This window comes from Pseudomonas sp. NPDC089554, from assembly GCF_050280645.1.
Taxonomy (GTDB): domain Bacteria; phylum Pseudomonadota; class Gammaproteobacteria; order Pseudomonadales; family Pseudomonadaceae; genus Aquipseudomonas.
The window spans coordinates 51,440-65,599 of record NZ_JBNNVR010000022.1; the positions used below are offsets into that span (position 1 = coordinate 51,440).

At 62.7% G+C, this 14,160-nt stretch carries 15 protein-coding genes and 1 pseudogene; 7 read left to right on the top strand and 9 right to left on the bottom strand.

Annotation, left to right across the window (positions count from 1 at the left end):
• From trpD to ACQKPE_RS09645, 3 genes are read left to right on the top strand one after another with little or no spacing between them, the layout of a single operon-like run.
• Positions 1-1,050, top strand: coding sequence for an anthranilate phosphoribosyltransferase (trpD, locus tag ACQKPE_RS09635; RefSeq protein ID WP_427665266.1), 1,050 nt, complete (start codon positions 1-3; stop codon positions 1,048-1,050).
• Entirely contained in the window at positions 1,047-1,880 is an 834-nt protein-coding gene (gene trpC, locus ACQKPE_RS09640; protein ID WP_427665268.1) for an indole-3-glycerol phosphate synthase TrpC, read from the top strand. Before trpD ends, trpC begins: the two co-directional genes overlap by 4 nt.
• Before the next feature lie 54 nt (positions 1,881-1,934).
• Positions 1,935-2,639 (top strand): lipoate--protein ligase family protein, encoded by a 705-nt coding sequence (locus tag ACQKPE_RS09645; RefSeq protein ID WP_427665270.1) that lies wholly within the window; start codon positions 1,935-1,937, stop codon positions 2,637-2,639.
• Here the strand turns inward: ACQKPE_RS09645 and crp are convergent.
• The gene (gene crp, locus ACQKPE_RS09650) at positions 2,636-3,280 is read right to left on the bottom strand and encodes a cAMP-activated global transcriptional regulator CRP (protein WP_427665272.1); all 645 of its coding nucleotides are present in this window, start codon (positions 3,278-3,280) and stop codon (positions 2,636-2,638) included. The two genes, ACQKPE_RS09645 and crp, sit on opposite strands and share 4 nt — an antisense overlap.
• Positions 3,281-3,470: 190 nt before the next feature.
• Between crp and ACQKPE_RS09655 the strand changes: the two genes are divergently transcribed.
• Complete coding sequence (locus ACQKPE_RS09655) at positions 3,471-3,893, top strand: OsmC family protein (RefSeq protein ID WP_410952078.1); 423 nt, start codon at positions 3,471-3,473, stop codon at positions 3,891-3,893.
• 51 nt (positions 3,894-3,944) lie between these two features.
• Here ACQKPE_RS09655 and ACQKPE_RS09660 read toward each other — a convergent pair whose 3' ends face one another.
• The 6 genes from ACQKPE_RS09660 to hemJ form a co-directional block, all read right to left on the bottom strand.
• A complete protein-coding gene (locus ACQKPE_RS09660) occupies positions 3,945-4,985 on the bottom strand; it encodes a DUF2157 domain-containing protein (protein WP_427665273.1) in 1,041 nt (346 codons plus the stop codon).
• A gap of 9 nt (positions 4,986-4,994) precedes the next feature.
• Complete coding sequence (coq7, locus tag ACQKPE_RS09665; RefSeq protein WP_427665274.1) at positions 4,995-5,642, bottom strand: 2-polyprenyl-3-methyl-6-methoxy-1,4-benzoquinone monooxygenase; 648 nt, start codon at positions 5,640-5,642, stop codon at positions 4,995-4,997.
• A 65-nt stretch (positions 5,643-5,707) separates the two neighbouring features.
• Positions 5,708-6,046, bottom strand: a complete 339-nt coding sequence (locus tag ACQKPE_RS09670) for a histidine triad nucleotide-binding protein (protein WP_427665275.1) — start codon at positions 6,044-6,046, stop codon at positions 5,708-5,710.
• 64 nt (positions 6,047-6,110) lie between these two features.
• A complete protein-coding gene (locus tag ACQKPE_RS09675; protein WP_427665277.1) occupies positions 6,111-6,893 on the bottom strand; it encodes an SDR family NAD(P)-dependent oxidoreductase in 783 nt (260 codons plus the stop codon).
• A gap of 76 nt (positions 6,894-6,969) precedes the next feature.
• Positions 6,970-7,914: an NAD(P)H-dependent flavin oxidoreductase gene (locus ACQKPE_RS09680; RefSeq protein WP_427665279.1), complete on the bottom strand. Its 945-nt coding sequence runs from the start codon at positions 7,912-7,914 to the stop codon at positions 6,970-6,972.
• Positions 7,915-7,937: 23 nt separating this feature from the next.
• Positions 7,938-8,360 (bottom strand): protoporphyrinogen oxidase HemJ, encoded by a 423-nt coding sequence (gene hemJ, locus ACQKPE_RS09685; protein WP_427665286.1) that lies wholly within the window; start codon positions 8,358-8,360, stop codon positions 7,938-7,940.
• Between the two features lie 144 nt (positions 8,361-8,504).
• Between hemJ and argC the strand changes: the two genes are divergently transcribed.
• Together argC and erpA are read left to right on the top strand one after the other, a co-directional pair.
• Positions 8,505-9,539 (top strand): N-acetyl-gamma-glutamyl-phosphate reductase, encoded by a 1,035-nt coding sequence (argC, locus tag ACQKPE_RS09690; protein WP_427665281.1) that lies wholly within the window; start codon positions 8,505-8,507, stop codon positions 9,537-9,539.
• Positions 9,540-9,683: 144 nt separating this feature from the next.
• Complete coding sequence (erpA, locus tag ACQKPE_RS09695; RefSeq protein WP_375099630.1) at positions 9,684-10,034, top strand: iron-sulfur cluster insertion protein ErpA; 351 nt, start codon at positions 9,684-9,686, stop codon at positions 10,032-10,034.
• A 60-nt stretch (positions 10,035-10,094) separates the two neighbouring features.
• On the opposite strand, the gene ACQKPE_RS09700 is transcribed toward erpA, so the two are convergent.
• Positions 10,095-11,186 carry an anhydro-N-acetylmuramic acid kinase gene (locus ACQKPE_RS09700; RefSeq protein ID WP_427665283.1) on the bottom strand — a complete coding sequence of 364 codons (1,092 nt, stop codon included), beginning with the start codon at positions 11,184-11,186 and terminating at the stop codon, positions 10,095-10,097.
• Between the two features lie 3 nt (positions 11,187-11,189).
• Positions 11,190-12,608 carry a peptidoglycan DD-metalloendopeptidase family protein gene (locus tag ACQKPE_RS09705; protein ID WP_427665285.1) on the bottom strand — a complete coding sequence of 473 codons (1,419 nt, stop codon included), beginning with the start codon at positions 12,606-12,608 and terminating at the stop codon, positions 11,190-11,192.
• 213 nt (positions 12,609-12,821) lie between these two features.
• Between ACQKPE_RS09705 and tyrS the strand changes: the two are divergent.
• A pseudogene (tyrS, locus tag ACQKPE_RS09710) lies at positions 12,822-14,026 on the top strand (tyrosine--tRNA ligase).
• Positions 14,027-14,160: the final 134 nt, after the last annotated feature.

A 14,160-nucleotide genomic window follows, 5' to 3' on the forward strand; every position in this document is an offset into this window, starting at 1 on the left:
ATGGATATCAAGAGCGCGTTGAGCCGTATCGTCGGCCACCTGGACCTGTCCACCGAGGAAATGCGCGACGTCATGCGCCAGATCATGACCGGACAATGCACCGAGGCGCAGATCGGCGCTTTCCTCATGGGCATGCGCATGAAAAGCGAGAGCATCGACGAGATCGTCGGCGCCGTTTCGGTCATGCGTGAGCTGTGCGACAAGGTTGAGCTGAAGAACCTCGATGGCGTGGTCGACATTGTCGGCACTGGCGGTGATGGCGCGAACATCTTCAACGTCTCCACCGCCTCGGCCTTCGTCCTGGCAGCGGCCGGTTGCACGGTCGCCAAGCACGGCAACCGCGCGGTCTCCGGCAAGAGCGGCAGTGCCGACCTGCTGGAAGCGGCGGGCATCTACCTGAACCTGACCCCGGTGCAGGTTGCTCGCTGCATCGACAGCCTGGGCATCGGCTTCATGTTCGCGCAGTGCCATCACAGCGCAATGAAACACGCCGCCGGCCCGCGTCGCGACCTGGGGTTGCGCACGCTGTTCAACATGCTCGGCCCGCTTACGAATCCGGCCGGTGTGAAACACCAGGTGGTCGGCGTGTTCACCCAGGCGCTGTGCCGCCCGCTGGCCGAGGTGCTGCAACGCATGGGCAGCAAGCATGTGCTGGTGGTGCATTCGAAAGATGGCCTGGACGAGTTCAGCCTGGCCGCCCCGACCTTCGTGGCCGAACTCAAGAATGACCAGATCACCGAGTATTGGGTCGAACCCGAAGACCTGGGCATCAAGAGCCAGAGCCTGCATGGCCTGACCGTCGAAGGCGCGCAGGCTTCCCTGGAACTGATTCGCGATGCCTTGGGCCGACGCAAGACTGAAAATGGCCAGAAGGCTGCGGAAATGATCGTGCTCAATGCGGGCGCGGCGCTCTACGCGGCCGACCATGCCATGAGCCTGAAGTCGGGCGTCGAACTGGCCCATGATGTGCTGCACACCGGCCTTGCCTGGGAAAAGATGCAAGAGCTGGGTGCATTTACCGCCGTATTCAAGCAGGAGAACGAAGCATGAGCGTGCCGACGGTGCTGGAAAAGATCATCGCCCGCAAGGTCGAGGAAGTGGCCGAGCGCAGCGCCCTGGTCAGCCTTGCCGAGCAGGAACGCCTGGCCAAGGCTGCCGATGCGCCTCGCGGTTTTGCCAATGCCCTCATCGAGCAGGCCAAGCGCAAGCAGCCGGCGGTGATTGCCGAAATCAAGAAGGCTTCGCCGAGCAAGGGCGTGATCCGCGAGCACTTCGTGCCGGCGGAAATCGCCGTCAGCTATGAGAAGGGTGGGGCTACCTGCCTGTCGGTGCTGACCGATGTCGACTACTTCCAGGGCGCCGATGCCTACCTGCAACAGGCCCGTGCGGCGTGTGCACTGCCGGTCATTCGCAAGGACTTCCTGATCGACCCCTATCAGGTGGTCGAAGCCCGCGCCCTGGGCGCTGACTGTGTGCTGCTGATCGTCGCCGCGCTGGATGACGTGCGCATGGCCGAGCTGGCCAGCGTGGCCAAGGACGTCGGCCTCGACGTGCTGGTCGAGGTGCACGATGGCGATGAGCTGGAGCGTGCGCTGAAGACCCTCGATACCCCGCTGGTCGGCGTCAACAACCGCAACCTGCACACATTCGAGGTCAGCCTGGAAACTACCCTTGACCTGTTGCCGCGTATCCCGCGCGACCGCTTGGCCATCACCGAGAGTGGCATTCTCAACCGGGCCGATGTCGAGTTGATGGAAATCAACGAGGTCTACTCGTTCTTGGTCGGCGAGGCCTTCATGCGGGCCGAGCAACCGGGGCTGGAGCTACAGCGGTTGTTCTTCCCCGAACAGGTGAAGAAGACTGTTCAGCAACTGGACTGATCAAAAAAGCCGGCGTTTGCCGGCTTTTTTGTCTTTGAAAAGGTATGGAAATCGATGACCGAGCAACCCCTGGCCCTCACCGTCGAACAAGGCTTGCATGCCGAACAGGAGCTACTCGCGGCTGTATGCCGTGGCGAGCGTGAAGCCGGCGTGCTGTTCTGGCGCCCGACCGATCATGCCTTGGTCATGCCGCGCCGCATGAGCCGCCTGGACAACTTCGAGGCGGCCTGCGCGGAGCTGGCAATCGCGGGGTGGCCGGTGCTATTGCGCGAAACCGGCGGTGAGCCGGTGCCGCAGTCCCATGCCACGGTCAACGTCGCGTTGGTCTACGTGGCCCCGCGCAGCGAAGGCGACCAGGGCCGCATCGAGAACGCCTACGAACGGCTATGCATGCCGCTGTGCGAGGTCTTGCGCGAATGGGGAGGCGTGGCGTCGGTGGGCGAGATCGATGGCGCTTTCTGCGATGGCCGTTACAACGTCAACCTGAACGGCCGCAAACTGGTCGGCACCGCCCAGCGCTGGCGCCAGGGCCTGGCGGGCAAGCGCCCGGTGGTGCTGGTGCATGGCGCGCTGCTGCTGGATAACGAGCGTGAATCGATGGTGGCGTCGGTCAACCGCTTCAACGAGCTCTGTGGCCTCGAGCAGCGCTGCCGCGCCGACAGTCATATCGCCCTGCACGAGGTGGTGCCACAGGCGCCGTGGTTCGAGCGCTTGTCCTCGGCCTATGCCCAGGTGCTGGCGGCTCTGCCGAAGGATTAACGCGTGCCGTAGACCACCATGGTCTTGCCCTTCACCTGAACCAGGCTGCGCTCTTCAAGGTCCTTGAGCACGCGGCCGACCATCTCCCGCGAACAGCCGACGATTCGCCCGATTTCCTGGCGGGTGATCTTGATCTGCATGCCATCCGGGTGGGTCATGGCGTCGGGCTGCTTGCACAGTTCGAGCAGGCAGCGTGCGACACGCCCGGTCACGTCGAAGAACGCCAGGTCGCCGACTTTTTGCGTGGTGTTGCGCAGGCGCTGGGCCATCTGGCTGCCCAGGGCGTAGAGAATGTCCGGGTCCTGGCGCGACAGCTCGCGGAACTTGTCGTAGCTGATCTCGGCCACTTCGCATTCGGTCTTGGCGCGAACCCAGGCGCTGCGTTGATGTTCCTGGCCAGAGGGGTCGAACAGCCCGAGTTCGCCGAAGAAATCGCCGTTATTGAGGTAGGCGATGATCATCTCGTGGCCTTCGTCATCCTCGATCAGGATGGTCACCGAGCCCTTGATGATGAACGACAGCGTCTCGGCTCTGTCGCCGGCGCAGATGATGTTGCTTTTAGCGGCGTAGCGACGGCGCTGGCAGTGGGCCAACAGCTTGTCGATGTTCTTTATCTTGGCCGCAAGGGCGGAGGCTACCATCACGAAATCCTGTTCGGTGCGAAGCGGAGGCTTTTTTTGTAATAAATATCTGACGAAGGCGCCAGTGATTTGGCGTCAGCTTATCAGACACTTCCCGATATCGGCACGCAAGCTCATCGTCTTGAGCTTTTCCGACGGAGCGACAAGGTCTAAGCTGACGGCCTTTTACGAAATCAGGGAGTCCGGATAGATGAAGGCACGCATCCAGTGGGCCGGTGAAGCCATGTTCCTCGGCGAATCGGGGAGTGGCCATGTCGTGGTCATGGATGGCCCACCTGACGCAGGCGGGCGCAACCTGGGCGTTCGCCCGATGGAAATGCTGCTGCTGGGGTTGGGCGGTTGCAGCAGCTTCGACGTGGTGAGCATCCTGAAGAAGTCGCGCCAGGCGGTGGAAAGCTGCGAGGCATTCCTTGAGGCTGAGCGTGCGAGCGAAGACCCGAAGGTGTTCACCAAGATCCACATGAACTTCGTGGTCAAGGGCCGTGGCCTCAAGGAGGCGCAGGTCAAGCGGGCGGTAGAGCTGTCGGCGGAGAAATACTGCTCGGCATCGATCATGCTCGAGCGCGCCGGGGTGGAAATCACCCATGGTTACGAGATCGTCGAGCTGGGCTGATTGCCCGGCCAACCCATGATTGGCCGGGGCTACTGCATAGCCCCGGCTCGCTCAGTTGCGCAATGCGGGTAGTGCATCCTGTAGCCATTGCGGCAGGTTGGCGCGCATTGAGTTGCTCAACTGCTCCCTGCGCTTCTGGTACACCAGCCCCAACCCGATCACGCCCAGCCCTATCAGCGTGAGCACCACCGGGAACAACAGCGACTCGGCGAACACCTCGTGGGACAAGTACCCCAGGTAAGCCGCCACACCGAGCGCGCCAAACACCATGAACAATGGCCGGCGCAGCAGCACCGCCAAGCCCATCAGCACCAGGTTGATCAGGCAGTACAGGGCCTTGCCCACTTCGCTGTCGCTGTTTATCAGCGTCAAGCCGCCCCAGAACGCTATGAGCCCCGCCAGGTAACCCCAGAAGGCGTAATCACGTCGGGTGCGTCCATCCACCAGCAGGAATACCAGTAGCAGGCCCAAGCCGAACCACAGGGATACCTCGCGGCGTTGCTCCCAACTGAACACCTCGCCATGGAACCACTCGCTGAGGTCCATGGACATGAACCACAGGGCGACGGCAATCGGCATGACGATGAACGGGAAGGGCACCAGGCGCAGCATCAACACGCCCGCGAGCACGGTGGCTGCCTCCATCAACAGCCAGCCGCCTTGCACTTGGGTGTAGTACTCGTGGTAGTCCGATTGCGTGTCTTGCAGTGGCCACCAGCCGAAAATACGTTCGAGGGCGAATACCGCTAGCGGCACGATGCTCACTGCCACCGCTGCAAGTACACCTGCCGCGATGGCCTGCCCGCGTCGTTGCAGCGACAGGGCGAACAGGGTAATTGCCACAATGTACGTCAGAGCAATGGCCAGCAATGCCCCGTCGCCGATGCGCATCCAGGCTTGCGTAAGCAGCCAGCCCATCGCGCCCATGATCAGCAGCGCGCCGAAGTAGAACGCCACGTGCGCCAGCTGGAAGCCGCCTTGCGCTTGTGGCTGTTGGCGCAGGAAGGCCAACAGGGCCTGGTCCTGGCCCGGTTGCAGTACGCCGGCGTTCACGGCCTTTGAGAGGTCCTTGGCGTCGAAGCGTTCCGTCATGTGCTTACCCTAGATGCGGTAGGTGCTCTTGGTCATTACCTTGGCCAGCACGCTCATGCCCAGGCGCACGGGGGCGGGGAAGCGGTAGCCGCCTGCCTCGAGGGCCGATTCGGCATGCTGCTCCTCGTCGATACGCATCTGTTCGAGAATGGCCCGGGATTTTTCATCTTCCGGCGGGAGCTGCTCGAGGTGTTCGTCCAGGTGCTTGCACACCTGATGCTCGGTGGCCGCGACGAAGCCCAGGCTGACCTTGTCGCTGACCAGGCCGGCGAGCGCGCCGATGCCGAACGACATGCCGTAGAACAGTGGGTTGAGCACGCTGGGGTGGCTGCCGAGCTGGCGGATGCGCTGCTCGCACCAAGCCAGGTGGTCGACTTCCTCTTCGGCGGCATGTTCCATGGCCTTGCGTACCTGCGGCAGCTTGGCGGTCAAGGCCTGGCCCTGGTACAGCGCCTGGGCGCACACCTCGCCGGTGTGGTTGATGCGCATGAGGCCGGCGATATGACGGGTTTGGGTCTCGTCCAGCTCGGCGTCCGGCTGGATTATGGCCGGGGATGGCCGGGAAGGCTGGCCGCTGAAGGGCAGCAAGGTGCGCATGGCCGTGTCGGCCTGCAGCAACAAGCGGTCGAGCGGCGAGTAGTGACGTTCGGTAGCCATCGGGCACCTCCGCTAGAGTGTGCCCGACAGTTTAACGCAATCGTGCTCGGCGAGCTTGCCTTGGATCAGCCCGGTGGCCAGTTCATCTGGCGCTGGCCAAGCACATGCATATGGATGTGGTAGACGGTCTGGCCGCCTTTCGGGTTGCAGTTCATGACCACGCGAAAGCCCTCCTCGCAACCTTGCTCGAGCGCCAGGCGCTGCGCGGTGAACAGGATATGCCCGGCCAGGGCCTTGTCCTCTTCGGTCAGGTCGTTGAGGGTGGGGATGTGTTTCTTGGGGATGACCAGGAAATGCACCGGCGCCGCGGGGGCGATGTCCTTGAAGGCGAGGATCTGGTCGTCTTCGTAGATGATATCCGCCGGGATTTCCCGGTTGATGATTTTGAGGAATAGATCGTCCACAGCACTTGCTCCATGGTGAGGGTCCGGGCCGAGTGTACCCAGCGTGGCTTGGCTCGCCCAGTGTTCAGTCCGCTTCGATCGGGCAGTAGCGACGATGAATCATGCCGGCCAGCTTGCGGGTCAGCCAGCGGGGCATCAGCCGGGGAGCTAAGGCCAGCACACGGTTGCGACGGCCAGGCAGGATGATAGCTCGGTTCTTGTCCAGCGCTCGCACGGTATACAGCGCGACTTCCTCCGGGCTCAAGCAGCGCTGGCTGCCATCAAGGCGAGGAATGCGACGGCCCGGCGAGCGCACTGGGCCGGGGCAGAGCACGGAAACCTTGATGCCGGTACGCCGAAGCTCTTCGCGCAGCGCTTCGGAGAAACTCACCACGTAGGCCTTGCTGGCGCAGTAGCACGCCATCCACGGCCCAGGTGCTGCACTGGCAAGGGAGGCGACATTGAGGATTTGCCCGCCACCTTGAATGGCCATCAGGTTACCGATGGCGTGGCACAGGCGGGTCATGGCGAGGACGTTCACTTCCAGCAGATCCTGTTCGTCTGCCCATTCGTGCGCCAGGAACGGCCCGTAGGTACGCAGTCCGGCGCAATTGACCAGCAGGTCGATACGTCGCTCGCCCTCTTCTAGCTCCAGCACGAACCCTGAAAGACGCAGCGGTTGGCTAAGGTCGCACGTGCGAAACAGCACCTCGACGCCGAAGCGCTGGGTCAGCTCCAGGGCCACTGGCTCCAAGGTCTCGCGCTGGCGTGCCACCAGGATCAGGTTGCGCCCGCGCCGTGCCAGTGCCTCCGCCAGGGCCAGGCCCAGGCCGCTGGAAGCTCCGGTGATCATGGCGTAACGGGACATGCAAGGCTCCTGGGGGCTCGAGAGGGCGCTTAGTGTACAGCGTGGCCAGGCAAGGTGTTGCCTTTTGCTACAGCGTTCAGGTGACCAGTTGGCGGCTGCGCGCCAATGCTTGTCGGTACTCCTCGTGCAGACGCTCGATCAATGTGGCGACGGTAGGCAGGTCGTCGATGCCGCCTACGCCTTGGCCAGCGGACCAGACCGTTTTCCAGGCCTTGGCCTCGTCGTCCAGGGGCTTGAGCTTGCCTTCATGTCCAGCCTTGAGGCTTGCCAGGTCGTAGCCTGCGCTCTCCAGGCTTTGGCGCAGGAAGCTGGCGGGCACGCCAGATACGGCTGGGGTGTGAATGATGTCTGCGGCCTTCGAACCCAGCAGCATCTGTTTGTAGGCATCCGGTGCCTGGCTTTCGCGGGTGGCGATGAAGCGCGTGCCCATATAGGCCAGGTCTGCGCCCAGTAGCTGGGCGGCGAAAATTTCATGTCCCCGGTTCAGGCTTCCGGCCAGCAGCAGGGTCTTGTCGAAGAACTGACGGATCTCGGCGACCAGCGCGAAGGGGCTGCAAGTGCCGGCATGTCCGCCAGCACCCGCCGCGACGGCGATCAAGCCATCGACGCCTGCCTCGGTGGCTTTCTCGGCATGGCGGCGTGTCGTGACATCGTGGAACACCAGGCCGCCATAGCTGTGCACGGCATCCACCACCTCCTTGACCGCGCCAAGGCTGGTGATCACGATTGGCACGCGGTGCTCGACACACAAGGCCAGGTCCGCCTGCAGGCGTGGGTTGCTTGGGTGCACGATGAGGTTGACAGCATAAGGAGCAGGCGCAGGCAGCTGGGCAAGACCTGCCTCGATCTCCTCCAGCCAGGCCTTGAAGCCTGCACTGTCACGCTGGTTCAGGGCGGGGAAGCTCCCCACCACGCCATTGCTGCAACAGGCCAGCACCAGTTGCGGGTTGGAGATCAGGAACATCGGCGCAGCGACCACAGGTAGCCGCAGGCGATGTTCCAACAGGGCAGGCAATGGCATGGCAGGCTCCTACAGGAAGGTCTTCAGAAAGGTTTGACCACCACCAGGATCACGATGCCCAGCAGGAACACCACCGGCACTTCGTTGAACCAGCGGAAGTACACATGGCCACGGGTGTTGGTGCCGGCCGCGAAGCGCTTGCGGTGTGCACCGCAGACATGATGGTAGCCGGTCAGCAGCAGTACCAGGGTGAGCTTGGCATGCAGCCAGCCCTGGCTGAACCAGCCGGGGTTGAGGTAGAGCATCCACCCGCCGAAGACGTAGGTGGCGATCATCGCCGGGTTCATGATGCCGCGGTACAGTTTGCGCTCCATGAGGGTGAAGCGCTCGCGGCTGGTGTCGTCTTCGCTCTGGGCGTGGTAGACGAACAACCTTGGCAGGTAGAACAGGCCTGCGAACCAGCAAACGACGCTGATGATGTGCAGTGCCTTTATCCAGAGATACAGCATGAACGGCTTCCTTCAGGTTTTCACGGTCGTCAGATAGTAGTTGCCACGGGCCAGATACGACATCCCAAGAGTTGTTACAGGCTGTCCACGCCCCTATTATCGTGGGCTTTCCAGTTGGTTCGTTGATGAGGGGCAAGCGTTATGATCAAGGTCGGTATCGTCGGCGGCACGGGTTACACCGGCGTCGAACTGTTGCGTCTGCTGGCGCAGCACCCACAGGCGGAGGTTGCGGTCATCACGTCGCGCTCCGAAGCGGGGGTCGCGGTTGCCGACATGTACCCGAACCTGCGCGGCCACTATGACGGCCTGGCGTTCAGCGTGCCGGACAGCAAGGCCCTGGGTGTATGCGACGTGGTGTTCTTCGCCACTCCCCATGGTGTTGCCCATGCCCTGGCGGGCGAGCTGCTGGCGGCGGGCACCAAGGTGATCGACCTGTCGGCCGACTTCCGCCTGCAGGACGCCGCCGAGTGGGCCAAATGGTATGGTCAGCCTCACGGTGCGCCGGAGCTGCTCAAGGATGCCATCTACGGTTTGCCCGAGGTGCACCGCGAGAAAATCCGCCAGGCGCGCCTGATCGCCGTGCCAGGGTGCTACCCGACCGCTACCCAGCTGGGCTTCCTGCCGCTGCTGGAGGCCGGGCTGGCCGACACTTCGCGCCTGATCGCCGACTGCAAGTCGGGCGTCAGCGGCGCTGGTCGCGGTGCCGCAGTGGGCTCGCTGTTCTGCGAGGCGGGCGAGAGCATGAAGGCCTATGCAGTCAAGGGCCACCGCCACCTGCCGGAAATCAGCCAGGGCCTGCGCCTGGCTGCTGGCAAGGACGTCGGGCTGACTTTTGTCCCACACCTGACCCCCATGATTCGCGGCATCCATTCGACCCTCTACGCGACGGTTGCAGATACCTCGGTCGACCTGCAGGCGCTGTTCGAAAAGCGCTATGCAGACGAGCCGTTCGTCGATGTGATGCCCGCAGGCAGTCACCCGGAAACCCGCAGCGTGCGCGGTGCCAACGTCTGCCGAATCGCCGTGCACCGGCCACAGGGCGGTGACCTGGTCGTGGTGCTGTCGGTGATCGACAACCTGGTCAAGGGCGCCTCTGGCCAGGCCGTTCAGAACCTGAACATCCTGTTCGGCCTGGACGAGCGCATGGGCCTGTCCCACGCGGGCCTGTTGCCGTAAGCCTGTGTCCCGCGACGAGGCCCGCCTTGTGCGGGCCTTTTTGTTTGCCTCGACCAAAGCCGCACAATTGTTGACCAATTTTCTCGGAGAAGCGGATAATGCGCGTCATCGAGTGTTATGGCGGCTAACGCCGGGAGAAACATCATGAGCGTCGAAACCTTCACCCCCACCGCGCTGGAGTTCACCCAAGGGGCTGCGCACAAGGTGAAGACCCTGGTCATCGAAGAAGGCAATGACCGCCTGAAGCTGCGGGTGTTCGTCACCGGTGGCGGCTGTTCGGGCTTCCAGTACGGCTTCACGTTCGATGAGGACGTGGCTGACGACGACACCATCGTCGAGCGCGAGGGCGTCTCGCTGGTGGTCGACCCGATGAGCTTCCAGTACCTGGCGGGCGCCGAGGTCGATTACCAGGAAGGCCTGGAAGGCTCGCGCTTCGTCATCAAGAACCCGAATGCCAGCACCACCTGCGGTTGCGGTTCGTCGTTCTCGATCTGAGCCCTTCGCTACACACAAAAACGCCGCGCTCTTTGCGCGGCGTCTTTGTTTATGGAGCAGTTAGGCGGGGTAGATCGCGCCCAGTACTCGCAAGCCTTTGGCTGCCGTGACGCTGGGCCGGTTGGCGGCAATACCTTCCAGGCAGCAATGCGCCAGCCAGGCGAACGCCATGGCTTCGACCCAGTCGGGATCGATGCCGTGGGCGGCTGTGCTACTGACCTTGGCGCCGGGTAGCAGGCTGGCGAGGCGTGCCATGAGCGCGCCATTGCGTGCGCCACCACCACATACCAGCAGCGCCTCGGTGCCTTGCTGGGCGTTGTGCAACGAGTCGATGATGCTGCGTGCGGTCAGCTCCAGCAGCGTGGCCTGGACATCTTCGTCGGGGTAGGTGGGCAGTTTGGCCAGGTTTGCGTCGAGCCAGGCGAGGTTGAATACTTCCCGGCCGGTGCTCTTCGGGCCGCTACCGGCGAAGAAAGGGTCGGCCAGCAATGTGGCAAGCAAGTCGTCTCGTACCTTGCCACTGGCCGCCCACGCACCGTCGGCGTCAAAGGTCTGCCCGCGCTTGCGCTCGATCCAGGCGTCCAGCAGCACATTGCCCGGGCCACAGTCGAAGCCGTGGACCGGTTTGTCCTGCTCGATCAGGCTGAGGTTGCTGAACCCGCCAACGTTCAAGACCGCCAGGCGCTGGCCCAGGTGGGTAAACAGTGCCTCATGGAAAGCCGGAACCAGCGGCGCGCCCTGGCCACCAGCGGCGACGTCGCGGCGGCGGAAGTCGCCTACTACGGCGATGCCGGTGCGTTCTGCGAGCAATGCGGGGTTGCCAATCTGTACGGTGAAACCGCGCGCAGGCTCGTGGCGTATGGTCTGGCCATGGCTGCCGATCGCACGGATAGCCTCGGGCGCCAGTCGTTGAGCTATCAACAGAGCGTGGATGCCGTCGGCGACCAGGCTGGCCCAGCGGTTCTCCGCCAAGGCGGCGCGGGCGATCTCGTCAGGGCCACTGGCACATAGGCCGAGCAGTTCCTGGCGTAGGTCGGCAGGCATGGGAATATAGTGGGTCGCGAGCAGCCGGGGCTGCTCGTTCTGTTCGATCAGGGCGATGTCCAGGCCATCAAGGCTGGTTCCGGACATCACCCCCAGGTACAGGGCCATGGCTCAGCGCTTGTTCGCGGCGAGCAGGGTGGCCTTTTCCTGGTCCATGCGGGCGATCAGGGGCTGGCTCTGTTGCATGAAGCGCTGGCGCTCGGCTTTGGCGATCGGGTCGGCCATCGGCACCTTCTGGCTCAGCGGGTCGACGTGCACGCCGTTGACCTGGAATTCGTAGTGCAGGTGAGGCCCGGTGGACAGGCCGGTGGTGCCAATGTAGCCAATGACCTGGCCCTGCTTGACGTTGCTGCCGGTCTTGACGCCCTTGGCAAAGCCCTGCATGTGGCCATACAGCGTCTTGTAGCTGTTGCCGTGGGCGATGATCACGGTGTTGCCGTAACCGCCGCGGCGCCCGGCCAGCTCGACCCGGCCATCGCCGGCGGCCTTGATCGGCGTACCGCGTGGCGCGGCGTAGTCGACGCCCTTGTGCGCGCGGATCTTGTTCAGGATCGGGTGCTTGCGGCCTGCCGAGAAGCGCGAGCTGATGCGGGCGAAGTCCACCGGGGTGCGGATGAACGCCTTGCGCAGGCTGTTGCCGTCGGCGGTGTAGTAGCTGGTGTTGCCCTGCTTGTTGGTATAGCGCACGGCGGTGTAGGTCTTGCCGCGGTTGGTAAAGCGTGCGGAGAGGATGTTGCCGGTGCCGATCACCTTGCCATCCATGATCTTCTGCTCGTAGACCACGTCGAATTCGTCGTTGGGCTGGATGTCCTGGGCGAAGTCGATGTCGTAGCCCAGCACCCGGGCCATTTCCATGGTCATGCTGTGGGACAGCCCAGCGCGCTGCGCGGAGGCCGACAGCGAGCTCTTGATGACGCCGTGGGCGTATGCAGTACGTACCAGGGGCTTGCTGACTTCGCGATCGAAGGTGTAGCCCTTTTCGGTTTTGCTCAGGCGAATGGTTTCGAGGTTGCTGACCTTGCTGTGCAGGGTAGCGAGCTGGCCATCGTTGTCGAGCTCGAACTGCAGTACCTGGCCATGCTTGAGCTGGGTGAACTGCTTGGCCTGCTTGTCACTGGCCAACACATCGTGAACGACATTGGCCGGCAGGCCGACCTTGGCGAACAGGATGGACAGGGTATCGCCGCGAGCGACCACGACTTCCCGGTGACCTGGCGCCTTCTGCTCGGCGGTCTCGACTGGCGCATCAGGCTGCTGGGCGGCCTGCTCGGTGCTGGAGGCTGCTTCTTCGATCTGGGCGAACGGGGTGCCGTTGTTCTGCTGAGGCTGTACCAGCGGAGCCGCGTTGGCTTCGTCTTTCAGCTGCTCTGCCGGGGTTTCCAGCTCCAGGCTGAGGGTGGTCTTCTTGGCTTCGACTTCACTTGAGGGGAATACCAGCAGGGCCAGGCTAAGCAGGGCGGCGATACCGCTGGCGGCCAACAGATGGCTTTTCGGATAAAGCGGGGGCGCTTTAGGCGTTTCGTCGGTCATAGGTAAGGTGACTTTGAAAAAGGTGAAATGGAAAAGATGAATGACATGATGAAGATGAAATAACTGTATAAAATATAACCAAATCCATTTTCACGCAAGGGCGCGTAGACGTTGCCTCCCGCCTTTCGGGTCACAATCCGTTGCGAAACTTGTATTTGACGGCCGATCTTGTATGGTTGGTCCCCTTTGAATCTGAGCCTTGCGGGTCTGTCTATGAAGTCGGTTGAAGAGCAGCTGGCGCTTATCAAGCGCGGTGCGGAAGAGGTGTTGGTCGAGTCGGAACTGGTCGAGAAGCTCAAGCGTGGCCAGCCGCTACGCATCAAGGCAGGCTTCGACCCAACCGCGCCAGACCTGCACCTGGGGCACACGGTGCTGATCAACAAGCTTCGCCAGTTCCAGGAGCTGGGCCACCAGGTGATCTTCCTTATTGGTGACTTCACCGGGATGATCGGCGACCCGAGCGGCAAAAGCGCTACCCGCCCGCCGCTGACCCGTGAGCAGGTGCTGGACAACGCCGAGACCTATAAACAGCAGGTGTTCAAGATTCTCGACCCGGCCAAGACCGAGGTCGCGTTCAACTCGACCTGGATGGACAAGCTCACGCCGGCCGACTTCATCCGTCTGGCCTCCCAGTACACGGTTGCGCGTATGCTCGAGCGTGACGACTTCGACAAGCGCTACACCAGCAATCAGCCTATCGCTATTCATGAGTTCCTCTATCCGCTGGTGCAGGGCTACGACTCTGTGGCGACCGCCTCAAGGCGGACGTCGAGCTGGGTGGTACCGATCAGAAATTCAACCTGCTCATGGGGCGCGAGTTGCAGCGCGGATATGGCCAGGAGGCTCAGAGCATCGTGACCATGCCTTTGCTCGAAGGCCTGGATGGCGTGAAGAAGATGTCCAAGTCCCTGGGGAATTATGTGGGTATCCAGGAAGCGCCCGGCGTGATGTACAGCAAGCTTGTGTCGATTCCGGATACCTTGATGTGGCGTTACTTCGAGCTGCTGAGCTTCCGTTCGATGGCGGAGATCGAGCAGTTCCGCGCCGACGTCGAGAAGGGGGCCAACCCTCGGGATATCAAGATCAAGCTGGCCGAGGAGATCGTCGCGCGCTTCCATGGTGAGGAGGCTGCGGCCAATGCTCATCGTGCGGCGGGTAACCGCATGAAGGAAGGCGAGCTGCCGGAAGACCTGCCGGAAATCGAAGTGATGGCTTCGGAAGACCTGCCGATCGCCGCCGTGCTGAACCGTGCTGGCCTGGTGAAGAACTCTGCGCAGGCCCGCGACCTGCTCGGTAGTGGGGCCGTAAAGGTCGATGGTGCGGTGATCGATCGTGACTTCGTGTTCGCGCTAGGCGCGACCCATGTTTGCCAGGCGGGCAAGAAGTCGTTTGCGCGAGTGACCCTCAAGGCGCAGTGAAAGCCTGAAAGCGTAGCTATATAGAGGCGGGGAGGCCGACAGGCCTCCCCGCTTTGTTTTTGCTTTTTATGAAGTTTTCTTGAAATAAAGGGTTGACGGGGTTTCTGAGGCCCTTATAATGCGCCCCACTTCCG

Bases quoted from the DNA above. Each gene is read 5' to 3' on its own strand.
- trpD (WP_427665266.1), top strand. From the start codon at position 1: ATGGATATCAAGAGCGCGTTGAGCCGTATCGTCGGCCACCTGGACCTG.
- trpC (WP_427665268.1), top strand. From the start codon at position 1,047: ATGAGCGTGCCGACGGTGCTGGAAAAGATCATCGCCCGCAAGGTCGAG.
- ACQKPE_RS09645 (WP_427665270.1), top strand. From the start codon at position 1,935: ATGACCGAGCAACCCCTGGCCCTCACCGTCGAACAAGGCTTGCATGCC.
- crp (WP_427665272.1), bottom strand. From the start codon at position 3,280: ATGGTAGCCTCCGCCCTTGCGGCCAAGATAAAGAACATCGACAAGCTG.
- ACQKPE_RS09655 (WP_410952078.1), top strand. From the start codon at position 3,471: ATGAAGGCACGCATCCAGTGGGCCGGTGAAGCCATGTTCCTCGGCGAA.
- ACQKPE_RS09660 (WP_427665273.1), bottom strand. From the start codon at position 4,985: ATGACGGAACGCTTCGACGCCAAGGACCTCTCAAAGGCCGTGAACGCC.
- coq7 (WP_427665274.1), bottom strand. From the start codon at position 5,642: ATGGCTACCGAACGTCACTACTCGCCGCTCGACCGCTTGTTGCTGCAG.
- ACQKPE_RS09675 (WP_427665277.1), bottom strand. From the start codon at position 6,893: ATGTCCCGTTACGCCATGATCACCGGAGCTTCCAGCGGCCTGGGCCTG.
- ACQKPE_RS09680 (WP_427665279.1), bottom strand. From the start codon at position 7,914: ATGCCATTGCCTGCCCTGTTGGAACATCGCCTGCGGCTACCTGTGGTC.
- argC (WP_427665281.1), top strand. From the start codon at position 8,505: ATGATCAAGGTCGGTATCGTCGGCGGCACGGGTTACACCGGCGTCGAA.
- erpA (WP_375099630.1), top strand. From the start codon at position 9,684: ATGAGCGTCGAAACCTTCACCCCCACCGCGCTGGAGTTCACCCAAGGG.
- ACQKPE_RS09700 (WP_427665283.1), bottom strand. From the start codon at position 11,186: ATGGCCCTGTACCTGGGGGTGATGTCCGGAACCAGCCTTGATGGCCTG.
- ACQKPE_RS09705 (WP_427665285.1), bottom strand. From the start codon at position 12,608: ATGACCGACGAAACGCCTAAAGCGCCCCCGCTTTATCCGAAAAGCCAT.